Source organism: Marinobacter sp. M1C (assembly GCF_023314135.1).
Lineage (GTDB): Bacteria > Pseudomonadota > Gammaproteobacteria > Pseudomonadales > Oleiphilaceae > Marinobacter.
Genome location: NZ_CP092289.1, coordinates 1,951,471 through 1,974,089, shown reverse-complemented (window position 1 = coordinate 1,974,089; position 22,619 = coordinate 1,951,471). Strand labels below are relative to the sequence as shown.

Genomic DNA, 22,619 nt, shown 5'->3' with positions numbered 1-22,619 from the left:
CATCCTGAAGCTGCTATTGGAGAAGACCTGCCGCATCCACAGCCGGGCATTTACGCTGAAACCTGCTGCACAGCAATATAGCGAGCGCTGCGGCGGGTTCGGTCTTCCACCTTGCCCACCAGCTGGCCACAAGCAGCGTCTATGTCATCGCCACGGGGCATGCGTACAGTCGCAATATACCCTTCCTCGTTCAACACCGTCTGGAATCGTCGGGTGGCATTCATGCTCGGGCGTTCATAGCCACTTTCCGGGAACGGATTGAATGGTATCAGGTTGATCTTACACGGCAAACCACGCAGAACCTCGGCCAGTTCTCGCGCTTGATCGACATGATCATTTATACCAGCCATCAAAGTGTATTCAATCGTTGCTTTGCGTTTGTCTGGCAGACGGCTTAAATAACGGCGGGTAGCTGCCAGCAACTCAGCTATTGGGTACTTTTTATTAATAGGTACTAATTGATTACGCAATTCATCATTTGCGGCGTGCAAAGAAATAGCCAATGAAACATCGGTAACCTCACCCAATTTGTCGATCGCTGGAACCACGCCCGACGTGCTCAGGGTTACCCGGCGCTTGGAAATGCCGTAGGCCAAGTCTTCCATCATCAGGTTCATCGCGTCTACGACGTTATCGAAGTTCAACAAGGGCTCGCCCATGCCCATCATCACCACGTTGGTAATCGGACGATCTGGGCCCGGAGCATAGGGCATGAACGTTTTGCGCGCAGCCCACACCTGCCCAATAATCTCGGCAGAAGTCAGGTTACGGTTAAAGCCTCTCTTACCCGTTGAACAAAAACTGCAATCCAGACTGCAACCAATCTGTGATGACACACACAAAGTGCCACGCTCACCGTCAGGTATCAGCACGGTTTCTACGTTGTTGCCGTTGTCCATCCGCATCACCCATTTACGGGTGCCGTCTTTGGCCACTTCGTCGTAGACTACTTCCGGGCCACGTACTTCAGCGATCAACTTGAGCTTGTCCCGCAGGGGCTTGCTCATATTGGTCATTTCATCGAAGTCACCCACACCACGCTGGTGAATCCATTGCAGCACCTGAGTAGCGCGAAAACGTTTTTCCCCCAGGGACTCAAAATAGGCCTCAAGCTTGGCTTTGGGCATTCCCAGAAGATTCGTTTTTTCAGCGGGTGCTGTCATTGTATAACCTCGATCAAATAACCAATCCGGGGGCAGCAACGCCGCCCCCGGTGTACAAAATCAGCCGCGCGGGCAGATTTCGTTATCATTGAAAAAATAAGCAATTTCGCGCTCGGCAGAAGCAGCCGAGTCGGAGCCGTGAACCGCGTTGGCATCAATAGACGATGCAAAGTCGGCGCGGATAGTGCCCGCTTCTGCGTCCTTCGGGTTGGTAGCACCCATCAGATCACGGTTTTTCAAAATGGCACCTTCGCCTTCCAAAGCCTGAACAACCACCGGGCCAGACGTCATAAACGCAACCAGGTCGTTAAAGAACGGACGCTCTTTGTGCTCGGCGTAAAAGCCTTCAGCCTGTTCCTGGCTCAGGTGCATCATCTTTGCTGCAACAACGTGCAGCTCTGCATCTTCAAAACGACTGATGATTTTGCCGATTACATTTTTTGCAACGGCATCAGGCTTGATGATCGACAGCGTGCGTTCATTTGCCATGGGGATTCTCCATTAAGAGGTTGGGTAAAAAAACGAGCATTTAATTATACGCAGTCGCGGGGCCGGTGCCTACCGCGCAGACCGCAGCCGGCTAACAACATCAATAATGTGTGCCGCCGCAAAGTCTACTTCCTCGCCGCTGGTATACCGACCAAATGAAAACCGCAGCGAACGGTGAGCCTGCTTATCGTCTAGCCCGATGCCCCGCAAGACATAAGACGGTTCCAGTGTCGCCGATGTACAGGCGGAACCGGAAGACACTGCCAATTCACGCAGGCCCAGCATCAGGGTTTCTGCATCAACGCCCGCGAATGACAAATTAATAATGCCGGGCACTCGCAAGCTGGGGTCATCGCCGTTGAGATAGTTATTGAGACTCCCGTTAAGGGAAACTCCTTCAAGCTCAGCCAGCGCCCCCAGAAAACGCCCACGCAGTTGTTCCAGCCTGGCACTATCGGCAGAGAGGCTGTCTGCTGCCAACTCAAACGCTTTACCCATGCCCACAATTTGGTGCGTCGGCAGGGTGCCGGACCGCATACCGCGCTCATGACCGCCGCCGTGAATCTGCGCTTGAATACGCACATCCGGAGAGCGTCGCACGTAGAGCGCACCTATCCCTTTGGGGCCATAGACCTTATGCGCCGACAGTGACAGCAGGTCGGCGTTCAAGGCCTTTACATCCACCGGTATTTTTCCAGGGGCCTGGGCCGCATCAACATGAAAAAGCACATTGCGGCCACGCAGTTGGGCACCAATGGCCGCAATGTCACTAATGCTGCCCAATTCGTTGTTTACCAGCATCAGGGTCACCAGCACGGTCTCGGGCGTTAGCGCCTCAACCACTTGTTCGACATGAATACGCCCACAGGCATCAGGCTTCAGCCAGGTAACCTTCACGCCCTGCTCCTGCAGCCAGCCACAGGTATCCAGAACGGCTTTGTGTTCAATCATAGAGGTAATGATGTGAGGAGCATCGTGCCCGGCCACCGCGCCTTTAATCGCCAAATTGTCAGACTCGGTCGCACCAGATGTCCATACGATCTCGCGGGGATCGGCATTGATCAATGTGGCCACCTGGCGGCGTGCAGTTTCTACTGCCGCTTCAGCCTGCCAACCATAACCATGGGTACGCGAAGCCGGGTTACCAAAGGCACCATCCAATGTCAGGTGGCGCATCATTTCTTCGGCAACAGCGACATCTGCGGGCGTAGTGGCCGCATAATCGAGGTAAACGGGTTTTTTCATGGCGTTAGAAACCAGACTTAAACCGGAGCCTGTTCGCTTAGCAGCCGGGTGTTGATCGTTTCAAAACCTGCATCGCTCTGGCGCAGATTCTGGCGGTCCGCCACTTGACGGATTTCACGTTTTTTCATCAGGTCGCTCAGGCTAATGTTATCCAGAAACTGATAAATCTGCTCGCTGAGATCAGACCACAGGTGATGAGTCAGGCACTTCTCACCGCTCTGACAATCGCCTTTATTACCACAGCGTGTGGTATCAAGTGATTCGCTCACAGCGTCTACCACCTCTGATATAAAAATGGCATCAGCGCCGCGGTTCAGGCGATAGCCACCACCCGGGCCGCGAATGCTGGCCACCAAATGCCTGCGTCGCAGCCGTGAGAATAGCTGTTCCAGGTACGACAGGGAGATTTCCTGGCGGGCTGATATATCAGCAAGCGTAACCGGCCCATGATCACCGTGCAGTGCAAGGTCCAGCATAGCGGTTACCGCATACCGGCCTTTTGTTGTCAACTTCATAAACTCCGCCCCGCGATGGAAATTGACCTCTATTCGCAGTCATGAGTATGAATTGACCTACTAATTCAGTCAAGTATTCAGCGGCTATCCTTGGTGGACTCGCTTGCATTCTTCCTGGCGCCTGCTTCCACACTCTCTTCAGCGCTCTCTTTAACGTTCTCCTTTGCATTGTCTAGACTACCCACTTTGGCGCTCGGCTCGACCGCCGCCGCTGCAACTACTTTTGCGTCTTCGCGGTTCTTTTTGCGCAAAGCCTCGCTGTCTGTATCGCGTAGGCAATCAAAATCGTCCTCTGACAACACCGGCAAGTCTCCGTTCGGATAGTCGGCGCTTACCTTGCGCAAGGCTTTACACATTATTTCCATGCGGTCGTCTACCGCGTGCATGTGATCGAGCAGCGAACGCATTGCCCGCGCCAGGGGGTCTGGCATTTCTTCGGTAACGCCATAGGCGTCAAAGCCCATGCGCTCTTCCATTTCCCGTCGCCGCGAGCTCCGCTCGTCTTTGTCTTTTTCAATCACGCGGCCCGGTATGCCAACAACGGTTGCGCCTGCTGGAACCGCTTTTGTGATCACCGAGTTGGAACCCACTTTGGCACCCGCGCCTACTTCAAAGGGCCCCAATATTTTGGCTCCGGCGCCTACAACTACCCCGTCACCAATAGTGGGGTGGCGCTTGCCCTTGCTCCAACTGGTGCCGCCCAAGGTAACGCCCTGATACAAAGTGACATCGTCACCGATGACCGTAGTTTCACCAATGACCACGCCCATACCGTGGTCAATAAAAAAGCGTCGACCAATGGTGGCACCGGGATGAATCTCAATACCGGTAAACCAGCGCGTAAGCGTAGAGAGGGTGCGAGCTAGCCACTTCAGGCCCACCCCCCATAACCAGTGTGCCACCCGATGCAGTAAAAGTGCGTGCAGGCCAGGATAGTTGGTCAGAACCTCAAAGGTATTACGCGCAGCGGGGTCGCGGCGGAACACACTACTGATATCTTCTCTTAAATGTCTAAACATGACTTTTGCCCTGGTCCTGCTCCGGCGCTTGTGGCCCGGTACCGGAGGTTGATTGCTCGGTTTCCGAGGCGCCTGCCGTTTTTTGAACGGCCGACAAAACGCCTCTTAGAATATTAACTTCCATCTGGTCCATTTTCGCCCGCTGAAACAACCTGCGCAGACGCGCCATCAGTTGGCGCGGTTTGTCCCGGCGATGAAAATCAATTTCTTCCAGCACCTGCTGCAAATGGCCAAAAAAGCCTTCGACATCGCCAACGCTGGCAGGAGCGACGTCCCACCCGGCGTCACCAGGCTGCGCAATTGTTTCTAAATAGGGCCGCTGGGCATTTGCGTCAAGGCCCTTCAGATAACTCATGCGCAATTCATAACACATTACCTGAACCGCCATCGCCAGATTCAATGAGCTGTAATCCGGATTGGACGGAATATGAATATGATAGTGGCAACGTTGCAGTTCGTCATTGCTCAACCCATGATTCTCTCGACCAAACACCAGCGCCACTGTGCCTTGGCCGCAATGACTGGCTGCGGCAGTTGCGGCCTGATCCGGCGGCATCACGGGCCAGGGCACCTTGCGCCCGCGAGCGCTGGTGCCCATCACCAACACGCAATCTGCCAGCGCTTCATCAAGGCTGCCCACCACGGTTGCAGTGTCCAGAACATCCGATGCTCCGGCGGCTCGAGCGTACGAGGTTTCATCCGGGAACGATCGCGGGTTCACCATCCACAGATTTCCCAACCCCATATTTTTCATGGCTCGCGCTACCGCACCAATATTGCCGGAGTGGGAGGTTTCCACCAGAACAATACGAATTCGGTCGTTGTAGGTGTCGGGTGAGCCCAGCGGGCGGGACGGTTTGTGCATGGTAACGGCCTGTCAGCAAAATTAGGTGGCAATAATAACAGATAAATCATGAAAGCCGGCGGGCAACCCGTGAGTCAAATGGCCATTATCCGTGCTTGTGCGGAGTCTAAAAACAGACAAAGCGCACACCGACTGCTACAATACTGCGCCTCCATACACTCGGATAATGATTACTCAGATGCAACCAGCGATTAAAATGGCCCTGCGCGTTGCGCGCCAGGGGTCGGACTACCTGAAAGCACATTTCGAGCGCCAGGAACCCAGCGACAAAGACAACAGCGAGCGTGAGCGTCAGCTGGATCGCGTCGAACAGGCCATTTACGATAATTTCGTAGAACAGCTCGAAAAAGCCTACAAAGACCACCACATTGCCCCCCTGAACCAAGCAGATGCCGGCACCTATGACAAAAGCTGGCACATCTTTCCGGTTCTGGGTCGCGATAATTTTCTGCGGGGTATTCCGGAATTTGTTTTGGCTTTGGCCCAGAAAAAGAACAACCGGATTGAGAGTCTGTTGATTGTTAACCCAATCACCAGCGAAGAATACTCGGCCAGCCGTGGCCACGGCGCCGCACTGAATAGCCGCCGGGTGCGGGTATCAGAGGTGCGCCAACTAACCAGCGCAGCGCTGGCTACCAACGTTCTGGACCAGGCCCGTAAAGACGAAAATCCACAACTGTGGGGCGAAATAGCCACTGTTCTGGCGACCAACTCACGCATTTTCCGTACATCCGGATGCGTGGTGCTGGATATCGCACGGGTATCAGCCGGCCATCTGGACGCAGTGATTGCTTTTCGTCCGGAAGGCGCCGAACTGGACCTAGGCGTGGCTCTGGCGATGGAATCGGGCGCCTTGACCGGGGACTTCTCTGGCAACCCATCGGCTAGTAACGCAAAACAGTTGATTGTGGCTAACCCGAAACTGTTTCGTGAATTGCTGAAGGAACTGCATCCGTTCCGCGGCCGCTTGCCCCGCTAAAGGGCACTTACCCTGCTAGCAAGGCATGCACAAAAAAACCGCCAATCCCGAGGGACTGGCGGTTTTTTAATGGTTGCGAAACCGCTGCCGATAAACCAACAAGGTTTATCGGCAGGGTCGCTAAACAGCCCTTATCAAAAGATCTACATACGGTTCAGCCATTCTGGGGGCTTCTCGTCTTCATCTTGGCCGACCACACCTTCCTTCACCGGCAGGATCAGATCTTCACGAGACACGCCGAGCGCAATCAGCAGGTTCGCCGATACGTAGATAGATGAGTAGGTACCCACCACCACGCCGATAATCAGCGCCAGAGCAAATCCGTTAATCGCCTCACCACCAAATACGTAAAGCGCAACCAGCACCACCAGCGTGGTACCAGAGGTATTGATGGTACGGCTGATGGTCTGGTGAATGGAGGTATTGATTACCTCCCATGAGTCCCCTACCCGCATGGTGCGGAAGTTTTCCCGGATACGGTCCGCCACCACAATCGTGTCGTTCAGCGAATAGCCGATGATGGCCAACAGGGCGGCCAGAACCGTAAGGTCAAAGGTCCACTGAAACAGCGAGAAAATACCCAGCACAATAATGACGTCGTGAGCCAAGGGCAACACGGCAGCAATACCGAATTTGAACTGAAAGCGCATGCCAACGTAAATCAGCACCACCAACAAGGCAATCAGCATACCCAAACCGCTGTCCTCTTTCAGTTCTTCGCCCACTTGGGAGCCGATAAACTCCGAACTGATTAGCTTCAGCTCAGCTCCGCCCGCGGTTAAGGTGCTGGTAATCTCTTGGGCCAGCATATCGTTACCCGACTCTGACAGCCGCACCAGAACCGTTTTGTCAGAACCGAAATTCTGCACCACAAACTGCTCATAGCCGGCGTCACTCAACGCTGTACGTATCTTGGGCAGAGCTGGCGCCTGCTGGTATTCAAATTCAACCGACGTGCCGCCGGTGAAATCCATACCGAAATTCAGCCCGCGCACCCCCAGCAAACCAATGGAAAGCACTACCAGAGCAATCGAGAGTATTGAAGCAATCTTCCGAAAGCCCATAAAATCAAACGGTTTTTTCTGAGCGTCAAGCATTAGCCTGCTTCCCTCCGATCGAAAGTTTTTCGACCTTGCGGCCACCATAAACCACATTGACGATACTGCGACTGACCAACAAGCCAGAGAACATCGATGTCATAATGCCCAGGCTTAAGGTAATCGCAAAACCTTTCACCGGGCCGGAGCCCATGGCGAACAAAATAAGCGCCACCAGCAACGTTGTGATGTTGGCGTCAAAAATGGACACAAAAGCCCGTGAGTAACCGGCATTTATGGCCAGTTGCGGCGCAGCGCCGGCTTTCAGCTCTTCCCGTATGCGCTCGAATATCAACACATTGGCGTCTACAGCCATACCCACCGTCAGCACGATACCGGCAATGCCTGGCAACGTCAGCGTGGCCGACAAAATCGACATACAGGCAATCAGCAACATCAGGTTCAGTGTTAAGGATGCGTTAGCAATAAGCCCGAAACCGCGGTAGTAAAGCGCCATGTAAATCAGCACCAGCACAAAGCCCAGCAATACCGACATCATACCGGCGTCGATATTTTTCTGACCCAGGCTGGGGCCAATGGTTCGTTCCTGCACAAAATACATGGGCGCGGCCAGTGCACCGGCGCGCAGCAGCAGTGATAGCTCTGACGCTTCCGGAATCGAATCCAGGCCGGTAATACGGAAGCTCGCACCCAATGCAGACTGTACCGTTGCCAGGCTGATAATGCCTTTGTCCACTACCCGCTTTTCTTCGGTGACCACTTCGCCGTCAACCATACGGTCTTCGGTTTCGGTGCGAAACTCAATAAAAAGCACCGCCATACGCCGGCCAACGGCGTTGCGAGTGGCACGGTTCATCAAATCGCCGCCCACAGAATCCATTGTAATGCTGACTTGTGGCTGGCCGTTCTCATCAAACTGCTGCTGGGCATTGGCCACGTTATTGCCTGTGGCAATGAGCTCACGCTCTAAGCGAGCGGTACGCTGGGGCGTATCGCGAAAACCAAAGGTTTCGACACCGCCGGCAGGCGTGTCTGGCCGAGCTTCCATTCGAAATTCCAGATTCGCGGTGGCGCCCAATACGCGTTTGGCTTGCGCGGTATCCTGAACACCCGGCAATTCAACAATGATGCGACTGGAGCCCTGGCGCTGCACCAGCGGCTCGGCCACACCCAATTCGTTCACCCGGTTACGGATGGTGGTCAGGTTCTGCTCAAGGGCGTATTCCTGAATGGAGCGCACTTCGGCTTCCGACAGGGTTAGCGCAATCAAGCGCTCATCGCCACGGGTGCGCTCGTCCATCAAAAACTGCAGGTACTGGCGGCGAATCAGGGTGAAGGCTTCGGCGCGGGATTCGTCATCACGAAAGCTGAGAATAATTTCCCGTTTGCCTTCCAGATCTCTCTCTAGCTCACCACCGCGGTAGCGAATGCGTTCCTCGCGCAGTTCACGTTTGATTTGTCCGGCCAACGCCTCCAGGCGCTGGTTCACAGCGGTTTCCATATCCACTTCCAGCAGGAAGTGAACGCCGCCGCGCAAATCCAGGCCTAGCTTCATTGGGCCTGCGCCCAAGCTGCGTAGCCAGCCAGGGGTAGAAGCAGCCATATTCAGCGCAACCAGATAGTCTTTACCCAGTACCGCTTGCACTGCAGGGCGGGCCTGAAGCTGATCTTCGCCGCTGGTTACCCGAATAAGCGCGTCACGATCCTGCAAACTGCTGCTTTTTACCTCGATACCTTGGGCCTCGAGAGCCTGCACCGCACGTTCCAGAACGCGTGCGTCGACCTCGGTACTGCTGCGGGCACCGGTAACCTGAACGGCAAAATCATCCGGGAACAGATTGGGGAGTGCATATATAAAACCGATTGCCAGGGCAACCAGAATAATGAGGTTTTTCCAGAGCGGATACTTGTTAAGCATGGGGTTCCTATAAGCCGGGCTGGCGCCGACCGTGGTGTTTCAGCCAGATAGAACCAGCCGGGCTAAAAAGCCCGGCTGAACGTCCGTTGGCGCGGCTCAGATATCTTTCAACGAGCCTTTTGGCAAAGCACCGGAAATCGCTACTTTTTGAATACGAACTGAAACGTTGTCGGCCACTTCCAGAACAATAAAGTCATCAGACACTTTGGTGATCTTGCCAACCATTCCGCCAGAGGTAACCACTTCGTCGCCTTTGTTCAGGCCAGACATCAATGACTTGTGCTCTTTGGCGCGCTTGGACTGCGGACGCCAGATAAGGAAGTAAAAAATCAAAATAAAGCCGGCAAAAAAGATAACCTGCCCTATAACGCCCATGCTACCGCCGGTCGCGTCTTGCGCCATTGCCAACGTGGGAACCAGTGCCAGCATAGCGGCAACGAGTAATTTGATCGATTTCATGCATTTTCTCCGTTAATTGAATAATAAAGTGTGAATAACAGGTTCAGGCGCCGCTAAGCTCGGGCGCAGTTGCGCCGCGCAAGGCGTAGAATTCGGTTACAAAGTTGCACAATGTACCTGCTTCAATGGCCCCACGCAATCCACTCATCAGGTTCTGATAATAACGTAAATTGTGAATGGTGTTCAGCTGCGAAGCGAGCATTTCTCCACACTTATCCAGATGATGCAGATAACTTCTGGAAAAGTTCTGGCAGGTGTAGCAGTCACAACTGTCATCCAGCGGCGCAGTGTCGTGGCGGTTTTTGGCGTTGCGAATCTTAACAGTGCCGGTAGCGGTAAACAGATACCCGTTACGGGCGTTGCGGGTAGGCATTACGCAATCAAACATATCCACACCGCGACGCACTGCTTCTACTATATCCTCAGGGCGGCCTACGCCCATCAGGTAACGGGGTTTGTCCGCCGGCATTTTTGGCGGCAAGTCGTCTAGAATGCGAATCATGTCCTCTTTGGGCTCGCCCACCGACAGCCCGCCAATGGCGTAACCGTCAAAACCGATGTCGGTCAGGCCGTCCAGCGACTGCTGGCGCAGGCCTTCGTACATTCCGCCCTGCACAATGCCGAATAGCGCCGCAGGATTACCCTCGTGAGCATTCTTGCTGCGGGCCGCCCAGCGCAACGACAACTCCATGGAGTCTTTAGCTTCTTTCTCGGTAGCCGGGTAAGGCGTGCATTCGTCAAAAATCATCACGATGTCAGAACCCAGGTCGCGCTGCACCTGCATCGCAATTTCCGGGTTCAGCTCCACCGGCGAGCCATCCACCGGCGAGCGGAAAATCACGCCCTGCTCGGTAATTTTGCTCGTTTCGCCCAAGCTAAACACCTGAAAGCCGCCAGAGTCAGTCAGAATCGGCCCCTGCCACTGGGTAAAATCATGCAGGTCGCCATGGGCTTTGATCACTTCGGTGCCAGGGCGCAGCATCAGGTGAAAGGTATTACCCAAAATGATGTGGGCGCCAATGTCCTTGATGTCACGGGGCAGCATGCCTTTCACTGTACCGTAAGTGCCAACGGGCATAAACGCCGGCGTTTCCACCACACCGCGGGGAAAGCTCAGGCGACCACGGCGCGCACGGCCGTCTTCACCCAGTTTTTCAAAGCTCATGAAACAGACGTCAGTCACCGGGTTTCTCCGTGAAATTCTTGTGTTTCGGGGCCGCCCTGCGGCTCCGTTGCAGAGTGCTGCAGCATGCCACGACTGGGCACTTGTCCGGTAATGAACATGGCGTCGCCATAGCTGAAAAAACGATAACCTTCGCGCACGGCTTCTTTATAGGCGCCCATCACGTATTCGTAACCGGCAAAGGCACTGACCAGCATGATCAGCGTAGATTCGGGTAAATGGAAATTGGTAATCAGTGCATCTACGGTCTGAAAGCTGTAGCCGGGGTAAATAAATATGTCAGTGTCGCCCGTAAACGGGCGCAGGACGCCGTGGCGACTGGCTGATTCCAGCGAGCGCACCGAGGTGGTTCCCACGGCAATCACGCGGCCGCCACGGGCGCGGGTACGGGCCACCGCATCTACCGTGTCCTGGCGCACATGCACCAGTTCATGATGCATTACGTGATCTTCCAGTTTGTCTACCCGCACCGGCTGAAAGGTGCCGGCGCCAACATGCAGGGTCACAAACGTGGAGTCTACGCCCATCGCTGCGAGTTTTTGCAACAGCGCTTCATCAAAATGAAGGCCAGCGGTTGGCGCGGCAACCGCACCTGCCTCGCGGGCATAAACGGTTTGGTAACGCTCCCGGTCAGACGCCTCATCCGCGCGATCAATATAAGGTGGCAGGGGCATATGACCCAGACGATCCAGAATATCCAGCAGTGATTCGCTGCCGTCAACCTGCAATTCGAACAATGCGTCGGCGCGGGCGATAACGTTCAACGCAGTTCCGTCTTCCAACAATACTTGTTGCCCGGGCTTGGGGGATTTTGACGCGCGCACGTGGGCCAGCATCTGCTTATCGCCGGTAATGCGCTCCACCAAGATTTCTACCGCGCCGCCGGTTTCTTTTTTTCCGAACAGGCGCGCAGGAATTACCTTGGTGTTGTTGAACACCAGCAAATCACCAGACTGCAGAAGATCGGGTAGGTCTGTGAAACGGCGATGATTGATATCGCCAGAAAGACCATCAAGGCAAAATAGACGGGAACCAGAGCGTTCACTCAACGGATAGCGGGCAATCAGCTCATCCGGTAAGTCAAAACGAAAGTCGGAGACATTCATGAAAAATGACTATGCACGAAACCGCAGGGTGCGGCTTATAAATATATGGTAGCGGCGGGCGGACTCGAACCGCCACACTATTACTAGCAACGGATTTTGAATCCGTCGTGTCTACCAATTCCACCACGCCGCCATCAGAAGAGGGGCAATTATACTGACGCTGAGCCTTAAATCAACAATAAAATCAGAGCAATTGCCCTGAATTGGCAATAATTTACAACCGATCGAACAATGACAGCTGGGAAACCCGCGCAAACGACTGTTGTGCCGCCTGCAACACAAAGCTTTGAAAGCTCAAGGTGCTGATAGCTTCCGCGTAATCAATGTCTTGCAGCTGAGATCGAATCTCTTTGCTGTAGAGTGCGGAATCCTCCAGAAACGCCTGGGTGGATTCCACCGAATTCATCCGCCCACCCAGTTCGGTCTGCTTTAAAATAAAACTTTCCTGAGCATTATCGAGGTTGGCCAGAGAGCCGGCAATCAGATCGTTGTAGGCGTCTAACCCTGCGCCATCACTTTTGCTCAGATTGTCCAGGCCGCTGATCAGATTTTCTATGGTTTTAAACACTGACTGCTTTTCGCTCGTTTCGATAGTGAATATATCGCCGTCAACCGGATCCGTCAGTGTGAACTGGACACCGTTGACGGTGACCGGCTCGCCAACGACGAAAGGCACTGTTTTATTAATCGTGCCATCTGTATTCAGCACGTCTAGCTCATCCAACTCGCCGCCTAAAATCGAAGCCGACGCCCGCACCTCGAGCGTAGAGAAACCGCCAGCCTGTAAATCCGAACGATTAATCACACTGATACTGTTAATGCGCCCATCGGGAGGCGGCACTGGAAGAGGGAGAGGGCCGGTTAGCCCCCCACTCGCCGTCGCAGGAATACGGTCAAAAATGCCTTTACCATTATCGCTGATGGCCACGGTAACGCCGTCATCAATTTCCAGCATCCGTTGCCCTTCGTCGCCCTGATACGTCCAACCGCCACCTTCGTTAGCGAAGGCCGGTGTGCCGCCTTGAAAACCGCTAAAAATATATTCGCCAGAAGCGTCTTGGGTATTAGCCGTTTGCGCAAGCTGCTGCAGGCGCTCTTTCATTTCCGAACTGATAGACAGACGATCGTTGGCCGACAGCGAGCCGTTACCTGCCTGTACCGTCAACTCACGCACGCGCTGCAGAATATCCAGGGAGCTTGAGACGGCACTTTCTTCCTGGCCCAGCCGGTTGTTAGCCAGTTGCGCGTTGCGCTCGTAGGTTTCGATGCGCTTCACTTCCTGGTTCAGCTTCAGAATACGCGCCGCGGCGACCGGGTCGTCTGACGGTCGGTTAACGCGCTTGCCGGTGGCAATCTGCTCATCGGTTTTGTTCAGCTGCGCGCTCAGATCCTGCAGCCGGTTGATGCCGCCGGAAAAAATTTGCTGTGAAGATATTCTAATCATCTCGCATTACCTTTTTGAACCTTGCCCGTTTTAGCGGAAGGTTTGCAGCAATGTGTTGAACAGATCCTGTGCAACAGTAATTACCTTGGCCGACGCGTTGTAGGCAGCCTGGTACTGAATCAATTTGCCGGCTTCCTGATCCAGATTCACCCCCGAAACAGACTCGCGCTGATTGAACGACTGCTCCAGCAGGGTCTTCCCCGCCTCCAAATCCAGCTGGCTCTGGCGCGTTTGCACGCCGACGTTTTCCACCAGCCCGGCGTAGCCCTCGGCGAAGCTCTGGCTGCCGTTGTTCAGTGTGTTTTTTGTGCCAAACGATGCCAGAAACTCGACGTTGCGGTTGTCGGATACACCGTTTGTGTTGAATTCGATTGTAAAGACGTCACCTGTTTTGGGCTGCCCGGTCACGTCAAATTGGAAGCCTTCGTAGAGGGCATTTAATGGGTCTTCGCTAAACAGTCCCTGGCCCTCTATATATGGTTCTTCCGTGATCACGCGGTTGTTAGCTGCATCAAAAACGGTATATGCCAGCCCACCACTAACGTCGTTGAAAAATTCAACTCTCATCGGCAAATCGGTGGCCGGGTCAATCACCGCCAGCATGGTGCCCTGGCTAATGGTGCCCGTGCCCTTGTTATTGTCTCCGCTTGCCCCGCGTATCGGGCTGGCAAAGGCCAAGTCTTCTTCACGCCTAACTACCATGGCAATATCAGCCGCGCCGCTGCGTGTAGGCTGAATCTGAAAGCGGTCACCCGCATTGAATGTGCCGGCGTCGAAACTGATACTGAATCCGGGCATATCTATTTCGTCGCCGGCAGCAGGCAAAGCTTGATCTCTTTCGATCGCGCCGGTCCGGTCATTAATCAGCTGATAGTTAGTTGCACCAATTTTCAGGCTATAAGTGTCAGCCGCCAGTTTTGAACTGTCGCTGATCCTCACCGAAAACTGGGCGTCGCCAAGGTTATCGGCATTGGGAATCACCCGGCTAGCCTGCAACGCCGCACTGTTGAAGTCTTTAAAAAACAGCCCCCCAAAATCGCCTTTCAGGTCCATACCAATCTGATGCTGGCTGTTCATGGTGTCAGCCAGTGCGATGGCAATACGGCCAAGCTCGTCAAACGCCGGCGCTAATGCCTGTTGCTGAAAGTGGCGCAGTCCACCCAAGGTTCCACCGTTAATTTCATTGTCGATGTTCACAACTCGGCCACTGGTGGCAAGCGTGAACTTCAACATCGATGAGTCGGTGGAGCTTGGCGCGGTACCCAGTTTTGCCGCGATATTACCGATCACCAGACCTTGGCCGTTGTTCAGGGTGACATTCACCTGAGCGCCTTCGGTTCGGCTGACCTTAATGCTGACCAGTTCAGACAGCTGGCGCAGTTTTTCATCGCGCTGGTCCAGCAGATCGTTTGGCATACGGCCCTGGGCGATGCCGGGCGACTGGGATATCGCCGAGTTCAGATCGGCAATGCTGGCAATCAGCGCGTTGGCGTCTCTAGCGCCCTGTTGCATCTGGGTTTTGACCGATTCACGCTGCTGAATGAACTTTTCATTAAGCGCGGAAAAGCGGTTTACCACCTGCTGGCCTTCGCTCAACACCAGCTGGCGCTGAGGCAATGACGTGGGGTCTTCGGCGGCGTTCTGCAGACTGGCAAAAAAGTTGTTCAAGGCCTTACTGAGGCCTGTAGACTCGCCGCCCAGCAAGTTGTCCAGCCGACTCAGCTCGGTGTTTAACGCTCTTTGCTCGCCCTCCAGACTGGAATCCTCACGAATTTGCTGCGTCAGATATTCGTTTGCCAGGCGGCGAATGTTTTCCACATTAACGCCAGTACCAATACTGCCGGCGCCGGTGCGCTGGGGTGTCTGAGCGCCAAACTGCACCTCTTGGCGGCTATAACCCGGTGTGTTGGCGTTGGTGATGTTATTAGCGGTGGTGTTCAGCGCAGCCTGGTGCCCAAGTATGCCGCTTAAACCAATGCCCAGTAATCCTGCCATTGCGTTTACTCCCTGGCCTCAGCTTGGCCCATGGAAACCGTCATCAGAGAATCCCGGTTCATGATGCTGCGAATTTTCTCAGCGTAATTCGGATCGGTGGCGTAACCGGCCTGTTGCAGTTTTTCAGCAAACTGGGCTGGCCTGTCTGCCACGGCCAACACGTCCCGATAGCGCGGGTTAGATTCCAGAAAATCAACGTAGTCCCGCAAACTGGCCTCGTAGTCAGCATAGGCGCGGAATTCCGCCTGCTCTTTCATCGGTACGCCTTCGCGGAATTCGGTGGTGGTAACGGCAACCGAATCACCCTGCCAGCGCTGGTCGGCCTTTATACCAAACAGATTGTAGCTCGGGACGGGGCTGGAGCTGTCGCCCTTACCTTCAATCATGTGTTTGCCCCAACCGGTTTCAAGCGCGGCCTGGGCCACCATAAACCGTGGGTTAATGCCGCTGTCTTTGGCGATGCGTTGCGCCATGGGCAGCAGGGTTTGCACGAACTGTTCCGGAGATTCAAAGCGCGCGGGTAGTGGCGCGTCGTCCTGGGAGCTGTCAGCCATAACCGGCAAGGCTTCCGCTAGCTGTTGCACACTTTTAACTTCCGCTGGCAACCGTGGTGACAAAGGCGGCACGCTGCGATCGTAATCGGCCAACGTCGTTTTTTGGCCGGCCAACGGGCTACCGTCAGATCTCAGACCGGGTACCTGCGGGCTGAGCTGGCGAACCAAAGCGTCCGCCAGGCCGGTGCCCTGGTTGCCAGACATCGACAGGCTTATCTGGTTGTCGAACATATCCCGATACGCCTTGCTTTCGTTGGTGTTCAGGTAGTTGCCTTCCGCCATCACATCGCCGGCTTTGCGCATAGACTTGAGCATTTCCGCCAGAAACAGGCTTTCAAATTGCCGCGCCACTTCCCGCAGCGCCGACTCCTTGTCGGTACGGGCCTGAGTTTTAAGCGCGTTCAGGCCTTCGAAGTCGGTGTAGACATTGGCCTGTTGAATCCGGTAGTCCTGCATCGCTCTGCCCCTGCTGTCCTAAATAACAATCAGCTCGGCGCGCAGTGCACCGGCCTGTTTTAACGCTTCCAGTACCGCCATTACGTCACCCGGAGCCGCACCCACCTGGTTTACCGCCTGAACTATCTCGTTCAAGGTGACCGCAGGGCCAAACTTGAACATGCGAGCCGGGTCTTCGGTCACCGCAATCTGAGTGTCTTGCACCACTTCGGTGTTGCCAGCCGCTAACGGATTAGGCTGCACCGCATTGGGGTTTTCCTGAATAATCACCGTCAGGTTGCCGTGGGTGACCGCAGCCGCACTGACCTTCACATTCTGGCCCACCACAATGGTGCCGGTGCGACTGTTGATGACTACCTTGGCGGCGGCTTCAGCCGGATTTACTTCAATATTTTCCAGAATCGACAGAAAGCTGACTCGCTGGGAGGCGTCCCGCGGGGCGCGCACAGACACAGAAGTGGCGTCATGGGCGTAAGCCATATCCGGGCCCAGGTTGCCGTTGATGGCTTCAACAACCCGGCGGGCTGTGGTGAAGTCTGAGCGCAACAGATTAAATGTAACGGTATCGCCATTGTTAAATGGCGAAGCCACTTCGCGCTCGACGGTAGCTCCGTTGGGGATTCGGCCGGCGCTGGGAATATTAACGGTAATGCGGGAGCCGTCCAGCCCTTCGGCGCCAAAACCACCAACAATAAGGCTACCCTGAGCCAGTGCGTAAACGTTGCCGTCAGCGCCTTTTAGTGTGGTCATAAGCAGGGTACCGCCGCGCAGGCTTTTAGCGTTGCCGATGGACGACACGGTAATGTCGATTTCCTGACCGGGCTTGGCAAACGGCGGAATGGTTGCGTTTACCGTAACCGCAGCGACGTTCCGCAGCTTTGGATCAACACCTTCCGGCAAAGTAACGCCAAACTGGTTCATCATGTTGCGGAAGGTCTGATTAGTGAATGGCGCTTTGTCGCCGCTGCCGTCGAGGCCAACCACCAGGCCATAACCCACCAACTGGTTGTTGCGCACACCTTTAATGCGGGCCAGATCTTTCAGCCTGTCTGCCATCACCGGCGACGCCACCAGCAGAGCCATTAACGCTGTAGCCACACACTTGCGCAGATTCACCTTAAAAGAGCTCGCTTTAAATAAGTTCACAGAGGCCACCATTCGCTGTTAAAGAAACGCCCCATCCAGCCCATCTGGTTGGCTTGGTCAAAATCACCAGTGCCACCGTAAGCAATGCGGGCATCGGCAATGCGGTTAGACGCCAAAGTGTTGTCCGGCTTGATATCCTGGGGCCGCACCAATCCTGTCAGGCGAATGTATTCTTCGCCATTGGTCAGCGACAGCCACTTTTCGCCACGAATACGTAACACGCCGTTAGGCAGCACTTCGGTCACGGTCACGGTAATGCTGCCGGCCAGGCTGTTGCTTTGATCGGCGTCGGCGGCACCCTGAAAATCTCGCTGTTGTTTGATAGCCGTTGCTAGCCCTAGTTGGTTTCTACCCAATATGTTGGGCTCGGCCAGGCTGATGTCACTGTCTTTCGAGATACTGGTTTCCGCGTTTTTGCTGGCGCGGGTAGACTCCTTCAAGGTCACCGTGAGCACATCGCCCACGTTGAGCGCCACTGTGTCGCCGTAAAAATTGTAATTGCGGCTAATCTGGTAAATAGAACCGGTTTCGAGATCGCGCTGCATCATCGCCTGGGCCCGCACCGGAGCGTATTCCGGGTCATCCGGCATGGCACGGGGCCGGCTCATGGCAGTGCAACCCTGAAGCACCGCCAGCACCAGAACCAACGCAACGCTGGCGCTGCGACGGAACTGTAAAAAAACGGTGTTAGCTGTCATAGCGAAACCTCTGGCCGGCAACAACCGGCGTTAACCAATATTGTTGGTGATGAACTGCAGCATCTGGTCAACAGTCGATACTACTTTCGAGTTCATTTCGTAGGCGCGCTGGGTGGTAATCATATTCACCAGCTCTTCCACCACTTCCACGTTGGACGATTCAATAGAGCCCTGCTCCAGCGTGCCCAGGCCGGCCAAGCCCGGTTCACCTTCGGTCGGGTCGCCACTGGCATTGGTCTGCTTGAACAGGTTATTGCCAATCGCCTGCAGACCCTGCGGGTTAATAAAGTCCACCAGGGTTATCTGGCCAAGGTTGATGGGAGCGGCCTGATCGTCGGTGACAGCGGTTACAGTGCCATCGCGACCGATGGTCACATTAGTGGCATTTGCCGGAATGTTGATGTTGGGCTGCAAGGCGTTGCCCGCGGGGTTTACAACATCACCATCGGAATTCAACTGAAACTGACCGTCGCGGGTATAGGCGGTTTGGCCGTCTGGCAATTGCACTTGCAAGAAGCCGCGACCGTTAACCGCCATATCCAGTGGCTGCTCGGTTATCTGCAAGTTGCCCTGGGTAAACTGTTTGGCGGTACCCACAACCCTCACACCGGTACCCAACTGCAACCCGGAGGGTAATTCGGTGTTCTGTGTGTTCAGGCCACCGGGTTGGCGTTTCACCTGATACAGAAGATCCTGAAACACCGCGCGGTCGCGCTTGAAACCGGTAGTGTTCACGTTCGCCAGGTTGTTAGAGATGGTGGACATGTTAGTGTCCTGCGCGCTTAACCCGGTTTTGCTAACCCATAATGCTGGATGCATTTTAATCGCTCCCTACCGTCAGGCTGTTGTGGATGGCGGCGAAATCTTGCCGCTTTCACGCCCGCCGGCGTGTTGTTTCAAGTGTTGATACACGTTTTGATGCAAGTGTTATCAGAGGTTCTGCAATAGCCGTGCCGCTGCTTCAGAATTTTCTTTCGCGGTGCTCATTACCTTCACCTGCATTTCGTATTGCCGCGACAGCTGCAAATTGGAAATCATTTCGGCCACCGCGTTTACGTTAGAGCTTTCCAGAAAGCCACTGGAAACCCGGGCGTTGGCATCAGCCGGTTCACCACCACCAAGCGCTTGATCGGGCTTGCGACGTATAAAGCCATCCGGGCCTTTTTCCAGTGCCTTTGTCGGCGGCGTTACCAGCTTGAGCCTGTCCACCTCCACCAACTGATCGGGAGGGCCACCCACCGGAACAATAGACACGGTGCCGTCGGCACCAATCTCAACGTTATCAAAAGGCGGCAAAGCCACCGGGCCACCGTTGCCCAGAACCATTTCACCGTTAGCCAATCGCAGCAGACCATTGACATCTATCTGCAGGGAGCCACTGCGGGTAAACACTTCTTCACCCAGGTTGTTTTGCACCGCCAGCCAGCTGTCGCCTTCAATCGCCACATCCAGTTTCCGCCCGGTTTCCATCAGAGCACCTGAAGACAAGTCTGTGCCGGGGTTTTCGGTCATGGCGTAGGCGCGAGTAGGATGATACTCGCCAAACACCGGCATACTGCGTGCCTGGGCGAAGTCTCTCTTGAAACCAGTGGTGGTCACGTTCGCCAGGTTGTTAGCATGGGCGCGCTGGGCCAGCATGTTCTGCTTGGCACCGGACATTCCGATATAAAGGGCTTTGTCCATGGGGAAGGTTCCTGCCGGATATTTGACTGTTACCAGTCTTAAAGCAGGAGTCGTGCCAGCTTTATTGGCGACGAAATAAGAAAAGTTCGGGAGTAAGCAAAACCGGGCCTTATCTGGCCCGGTTTTGCTAAAAGCACCCTGGCGGGCGCTCGATTACTTACCTCAGGTTGATGATGGTCTGGGTGACCGCATCCGAGGTTTCAATGGTTTTGGCATTCGCCTGGTAGTTACGCTGGGCAATAATCAGATTCACCAATTCCGCAGACAGGTCTACGTTGGATTCCTCAACTGAGCTGGCCTGAATCGCCCCCAGGGTTCCGGTGTCTGGCCTGCCAATAATCGGCTGGCCAGATTCGAAGGTCTCCACCCAGCTGGTGTCACCCGACGGTGACAGGCCGTCGGTATTATTAAAGCTGGCCAAAGCCACCTGCCCTAACGATTTTGACTGGCCGTTGGTGTAGCGGGCAAAAATGACGCCTTGCTGCGACACATCCAGCCCCGACAGCCGGCCGGTGGTGTAGCCATTCTGGCGCTGATCATTGACACCGAAGTTGGCGCCATATTGAGTGGTGTTACCCAAATCCAAATCAAACTTCGCGTTAGCCATTGTTGCGGCGCCATTGCTGGCTCCGCTTCCATCTTTCGGCACCCAATTATTGATTGGAATTACGCCATTGGCGGGTGATGTCAGGCTCCCGCTTTGATCGAACACTAAGCTAGCAGCAGGGTTGGACGTAGCTCCAGTTGTAGTCGTGTCGCCTACATCTTCACCATCTATTTGCAAGAATAATGACCAATTGCTCTGGTCTACCCCAGGTGACGGACTCGATGGGTCTTTTTTGGCATAGAATTGGGTGAGTTCATGAGGGTTACCCAAACTGTCGAAAATCGTGGTTGCGGTAACGTGGTTGTAGGTACCCGGATTTAACGGATCGAACGGAGTTGCAGTGAGCACCTGCTCCCGCGCATCCAGATTAAGGTCTGTCCGCAGATCGGTGGTGCGCTGTGGCGCCAGATTATCGCTGCCAATTTGCAGATCACCCGTTCTGCCTGACAAGTTGCCGGCGGCGTCTGCAATATAGCCTTGTAACCGCATATTCTGGTTGTTCACCACAAAGCCGTCTTTGTCGGTACCAAACTGACCGGCACGGGAGTATCGCTTTTCGCCGCCATTATTCAGCTCAAAGAACCCGTCACCGTCGATAGCAAGGTCCAATCCGTTATCGGTGAAACTGACGTTACCCTGGCCGAACGATTGTTTAACGCCCTGCACCCGAACCCCGTCGCCAACTGGCGCGTTGCCCGAACTTAAAAAGCCGTTGGCGTACAAATCCCCAAACTGCACGCGGCTGCTTTTAAAGCCGACGGTGCTAGCGTTTGCGATGTTATTGCCGGTTACGTCCAGGTCTACCGCCGCGGCCCTCAGGCCGCTTAATCCTGTGTTAAATGCCATGATTTACCCCTGCTGACGCCGGTATTAATTGATTTGCCGAACTTGCGACAGATCAATAGACCCCATGCCCGCAAGGTTCAGAGAAATAGAGCCGCCTTTGCCCAAAGACACGCTGTCGACGTTTGCGCTCATCATTGTGCCCAACTGCTGCGAACCACCAGGATAGGCACCGGAAGCCACTACGTAATAAGAGCCTTGCGGCAAAGCACTGCCGTTGCCGTCTTTACCGTCCCACGTGAATTTGGCAGAACCGGAGGGCTTGCCACCCAATTCCATCTGCCGCACCAACTCACCCGAACCGTTCAATATCGACACTTGCACGCCGCCGGTTGAGGCAGGCACATCGACGGTTCCGTTAACCTCGCCGCTGGCACCCAGCATCGCCAAATCCGACGACACCAATACGGTTTTACCAACCATGGCGGAAGCTTGCAGAGCCTGGGTAGAACGGAATTCGCCGACCACGTTGTCCACGTTGCCAGACAACTTCTGCATTTCTTCCAGCGAACTGAATTGTGCCAGCTGGGAAATAAACTCGCCGTTGTCTTGCGGTTCCAGCGGGTTCTGATTCTTCAGCTGGGCCAACATCAGTTCCATGAATTCATTTTTTCCAAGCTCACCTTTGCCGCTTGCCGACTGCTGTTTCAGCTGGTATTGGCTTAGTACATCCGTTGCCTGGCTTGCGTTTACTGCACTCATGATTGATTACCGCCTGTTAGTTCTGGCCCAGAGTTAAAATGCGCTGCATCATCGACTTGGCAGTGTTCATGATGTCTACGTTCATCTGGAAGCTGCGTGAAGACGACATCATATCGGCCATCTCTTCTGCCACATTCACATTGGGGTAGTACACATAGCCGTCTTCGCTGGCAGCCGGGTGGTTGGGCTCGTAGCGCATCTGCAGCTCGGCATCGCTTTCGACGATACCTTCCACCCGCACACCGGCACCGCCTTCTGCCCCGGAACCGAACGCCGGTTGGTTGCCGTTTAAAAGCGACTGCTGAACCGCCGCAAACACCGGCTTACGGGCGCGGTAGGTCTCGCCAGTGCTGGAACTGGCGGTTTCGGCGTTGGCAATGTTAGAAGCTGTGGTGTTTAGCCGCAGCGATTGCGCAGTCATACCGGAACCGGCGATGTCGAAAATGTTACCCAGTGACATAAAAACCTCCTGTGTTCACCGTGTTGACTGCG

The 22,619-nt window shown here is 54.7% G+C and carries 21 protein-coding genes, 1 tRNA gene and 1 pseudogene; 1 reads left to right on the top strand and 22 read right to left on the bottom strand.

The window, feature by feature from the left end; genetic code table 11:
• Positions 1-50: 50 nt before the first annotated feature.
• From rlmN to trmJ, 6 genes and pseudogenes are all read right to left on the bottom strand, one after another.
• Positions 51-1,163 carry a 23S rRNA (adenine(2503)-C(2))-methyltransferase RlmN gene (gene rlmN, locus MIH19_RS09445; RefSeq protein WP_249008616.1) on the bottom strand — a complete coding sequence of 371 codons (1,113 nt, stop codon included), beginning with the start codon at positions 1,161-1,163 and terminating at the stop codon, positions 51-53.
• A 60-nt stretch (positions 1,164-1,223) separates the two neighbouring features.
• Positions 1,224-1,652: a nucleoside-diphosphate kinase gene (gene ndk / locus MIH19_RS09440; RefSeq protein ID WP_249008615.1), complete on the bottom strand. Its 429-nt coding sequence runs from the start codon at positions 1,650-1,652 to the stop codon at positions 1,224-1,226.
• 69 nt (positions 1,653-1,721) lie between these two features.
• Positions 1,722-2,897: an aminotransferase class V-fold PLP-dependent enzyme gene (locus tag MIH19_RS09435; RefSeq protein ID WP_249008614.1), complete on the bottom strand. Its 1,176-nt coding sequence runs from the start codon at positions 2,895-2,897 to the stop codon at positions 1,722-1,724.
• A 17-nt stretch (positions 2,898-2,914) separates the two neighbouring features.
• Positions 2,915-3,412 (bottom strand): Fe-S cluster assembly transcriptional regulator IscR, encoded by a 498-nt coding sequence (gene iscR, locus MIH19_RS09430; protein ID WP_249008613.1) that lies wholly within the window; start codon positions 3,410-3,412, stop codon positions 2,915-2,917.
• A 266-nt stretch (positions 3,413-3,678) separates the two neighbouring features.
• Positions 3,679-4,431: pseudogene (gene cysE / locus MIH19_RS09425) on the bottom strand (serine O-acetyltransferase); the annotation flags it as partial.
• Positions 4,424-5,296, bottom strand: a complete 873-nt coding sequence (gene trmJ / locus MIH19_RS09420) for a tRNA (cytosine(32)/uridine(32)-2'-O)-methyltransferase TrmJ (RefSeq protein WP_249008611.1) — start codon at positions 5,294-5,296, stop codon at positions 4,424-4,426. The gene trmJ and the pseudogene cysE, both read right to left, overlap by 8 nt.
• Before the next feature lie 178 nt (positions 5,297-5,474).
• Here trmJ and MIH19_RS09415 point away from each other — a divergent pair, with 178 nt between their 5' ends.
• Positions 5,475-6,275 (top strand): inositol monophosphatase family protein, encoded by an 801-nt coding sequence (locus tag MIH19_RS09415; RefSeq protein WP_249008610.1) that lies wholly within the window; start codon positions 5,475-5,477, stop codon positions 6,273-6,275.
• A 143-nt stretch (positions 6,276-6,418) separates the two neighbouring features.
• Here MIH19_RS09415 and secF read toward each other — a convergent pair whose 3' ends face one another.
• The 16 genes from secF to flgC all read right to left on the bottom strand — a co-directional run bounded on the left by secF (position 6,419) and on the right by flgC (position 22,587).
• Entirely contained in the window at positions 6,419-7,372 is a 954-nt protein-coding gene (gene secF, locus MIH19_RS09410) for a protein translocase subunit SecF (protein WP_249008609.1), read from the bottom strand.
• A complete protein-coding gene (gene secD, locus MIH19_RS09405) occupies positions 7,365-9,251 on the bottom strand; it encodes a protein translocase subunit SecD (RefSeq protein WP_249008608.1) in 1,887 nt (628 codons plus the stop codon). The genes secF and secD overlap by 8 nt, the downstream gene beginning before the upstream one ends.
• A 96-nt stretch (positions 9,252-9,347) precedes the next feature.
• A complete protein-coding gene (yajC, locus tag MIH19_RS09400; RefSeq protein WP_249008607.1) occupies positions 9,348-9,710 on the bottom strand; it encodes a preprotein translocase subunit YajC in 363 nt (120 codons plus the stop codon).
• Positions 9,711-9,753: 43 nt separating this feature from the next.
• Entirely contained in the window at positions 9,754-10,875 is a 1,122-nt protein-coding gene (gene tgt / locus MIH19_RS09395; protein ID WP_249008974.1) for a tRNA guanosine(34) transglycosylase Tgt, read from the bottom strand.
• 14 nt (positions 10,876-10,889) lie between these two features.
• Entirely contained in the window at positions 10,890-11,999 is a 1,110-nt protein-coding gene (gene queA, locus MIH19_RS09390) for a tRNA preQ1(34) S-adenosylmethionine ribosyltransferase-isomerase QueA (protein WP_249008606.1), read from the bottom strand.
• Between the two features lie 46 nt (positions 12,000-12,045).
• Positions 12,046-12,132, bottom strand: a tRNA-Leu gene (locus MIH19_RS09385).
• Between the two features lie 81 nt (positions 12,133-12,213).
• Positions 12,214-13,443: a flagellar hook-associated protein FlgL gene (gene flgL, locus MIH19_RS09380; protein WP_249008605.1), complete on the bottom strand. Its 1,230-nt coding sequence runs from the start codon at positions 13,441-13,443 to the stop codon at positions 12,214-12,216.
• A gap of 30 nt (positions 13,444-13,473) precedes the next feature.
• Positions 13,474-15,438, bottom strand: a complete 1,965-nt coding sequence (gene flgK / locus MIH19_RS09375) for a flagellar hook-associated protein FlgK (protein WP_249008604.1) — start codon at positions 15,436-15,438, stop codon at positions 13,474-13,476.
• Positions 15,439-15,443: 5 nt separating this feature from the next.
• Positions 15,444-16,448, bottom strand: coding sequence for a flagellar assembly peptidoglycan hydrolase FlgJ (flgJ, locus tag MIH19_RS09370; RefSeq protein WP_249008603.1), 1,005 nt, complete (start codon positions 16,446-16,448; stop codon positions 15,444-15,446).
• An 18-nt stretch (positions 16,449-16,466) separates the two neighbouring features.
• Positions 16,467-17,531, bottom strand: coding sequence for a flagellar basal body P-ring protein FlgI (locus tag MIH19_RS09365; RefSeq protein WP_249008973.1), 1,065 nt, complete (start codon positions 17,529-17,531; stop codon positions 16,467-16,469).
• A gap of 59 nt (positions 17,532-17,590) precedes the next feature.
• A complete protein-coding gene (flgH, locus tag MIH19_RS09360; protein ID WP_249008602.1) occupies positions 17,591-18,292 on the bottom strand; it encodes a flagellar basal body L-ring protein FlgH in 702 nt (233 codons plus the stop codon).
• A gap of 30 nt (positions 18,293-18,322) precedes the next feature.
• Positions 18,323-19,111, bottom strand: a complete 789-nt coding sequence (flgG, locus tag MIH19_RS09355; protein ID WP_249008601.1) for a flagellar basal-body rod protein FlgG — start codon at positions 19,109-19,111, stop codon at positions 18,323-18,325.
• 111 nt (positions 19,112-19,222) lie between these two features.
• Positions 19,223-19,975, bottom strand: coding sequence for a flagellar basal body rod protein FlgF (locus MIH19_RS09350; protein WP_249008600.1), 753 nt, complete (start codon positions 19,973-19,975; stop codon positions 19,223-19,225).
• 157 nt (positions 19,976-20,132) lie between these two features.
• A complete protein-coding gene (gene flgE / locus MIH19_RS09345; protein ID WP_249008599.1) occupies positions 20,133-21,428 on the bottom strand; it encodes a flagellar hook protein FlgE in 1,296 nt (431 codons plus the stop codon).
• Between the two features lie 24 nt (positions 21,429-21,452).
• Positions 21,453-22,127: a flagellar hook assembly protein FlgD gene (locus MIH19_RS09340; protein WP_249008598.1), complete on the bottom strand. Its 675-nt coding sequence runs from the start codon at positions 22,125-22,127 to the stop codon at positions 21,453-21,455.
• 16 nt (positions 22,128-22,143) lie between these two features.
• A complete protein-coding gene (flgC, locus tag MIH19_RS09335) occupies positions 22,144-22,587 on the bottom strand; it encodes a flagellar basal body rod protein FlgC (RefSeq protein WP_014870948.1) in 444 nt (147 codons plus the stop codon).
• Between the last annotated feature and the right edge of the window lie 32 nt (positions 22,588-22,619).

Bases quoted from the DNA above. Each gene is read 5' to 3' on its own strand.
- rlmN (WP_249008616.1), bottom strand. From the start codon at position 1,163: ATGACAGCACCCGCTGAAAAAACGAATCTTCTGGGAATGCCCAAAGCC.
- ndk (WP_249008615.1), bottom strand. From the start codon at position 1,652: ATGGCAAATGAACGCACGCTGTCGATCATCAAGCCTGATGCCGTTGCA.
- MIH19_RS09435 (WP_249008614.1), bottom strand. From the start codon at position 2,897: ATGAAAAAACCCGTTTACCTCGATTATGCGGCCACTACGCCCGCAGAT.
- iscR (WP_249008613.1), bottom strand. From the start codon at position 3,412: ATGAAGTTGACAACAAAAGGCCGGTATGCGGTAACCGCTATGCTGGAC.
- trmJ (WP_249008611.1), bottom strand. From the start codon at position 5,296: ATGCACAAACCGTCCCGCCCGCTGGGCTCACCCGACACCTACAACGAC.
- MIH19_RS09415 (WP_249008610.1), top strand. From the start codon at position 5,475: ATGCAACCAGCGATTAAAATGGCCCTGCGCGTTGCGCGCCAGGGGTCG.
- secF (WP_249008609.1), bottom strand. From the start codon at position 7,372: ATGCTTGACGCTCAGAAAAAACCGTTTGATTTTATGGGCTTTCGGAAG.
- secD (WP_249008608.1), bottom strand. From the start codon at position 9,251: ATGCTTAACAAGTATCCGCTCTGGAAAAACCTCATTATTCTGGTTGCC.
- yajC (WP_249008607.1), bottom strand. From the start codon at position 9,710: ATGAAATCGATCAAATTACTCGTTGCCGCTATGCTGGCACTGGTTCCC.
- tgt (WP_249008974.1), bottom strand. From the start codon at position 10,875: ATGAGCTTTGAAAAACTGGGTGAAGACGGCCGTGCGCGCCGTGGTCGC.
- queA (WP_249008606.1), bottom strand. From the start codon at position 11,999: ATGAATGTCTCCGACTTTCGTTTTGACTTACCGGATGAGCTGATTGCC.
- flgL (WP_249008605.1), bottom strand. From the start codon at position 13,443: ATGATTAGAATATCTTCACAGCAAATTTTTTCCGGCGGCATCAACCGG.
- flgK (WP_249008604.1), bottom strand. From the start codon at position 15,438: ATGGCAGGATTACTGGGCATTGGTTTAAGCGGCATACTTGGGCACCAG.
- flgJ (WP_249008603.1), bottom strand. From the start codon at position 16,448: ATGCAGGACTACCGGATTCAACAGGCCAATGTCTACACCGACTTCGAA.
- MIH19_RS09365 (WP_249008973.1), bottom strand. From the start codon at position 17,531: ATGGCTCTGCTGGTGGCGTCGCCGGTGATGGCAGACAGGCTGAAAGAT.
- flgH (WP_249008602.1), bottom strand. From the start codon at position 18,292: ATGACAGCTAACACCGTTTTTTTACAGTTCCGTCGCAGCGCCAGCGTT.
- flgG (WP_249008601.1), bottom strand. From the start codon at position 19,111: ATGCATCCAGCATTATGGGTTAGCAAAACCGGGTTAAGCGCGCAGGAC.
- MIH19_RS09350 (WP_249008600.1), bottom strand. From the start codon at position 19,975: ATGGACAAAGCCCTTTATATCGGAATGTCCGGTGCCAAGCAGAACATG.
- flgE (WP_249008599.1), bottom strand. From the start codon at position 21,428: ATGGCATTTAACACAGGATTAAGCGGCCTGAGGGCCGCGGCGGTAGAC.
- MIH19_RS09340 (WP_249008598.1), bottom strand. From the start codon at position 22,127: ATGAGTGCAGTAAACGCAAGCCAGGCAACGGATGTACTAAGCCAATAC.
- flgC (WP_014870948.1), bottom strand. From the start codon at position 22,587: ATGTCACTGGGTAACATTTTCGACATCGCCGGTTCCGGTATGACTGCG.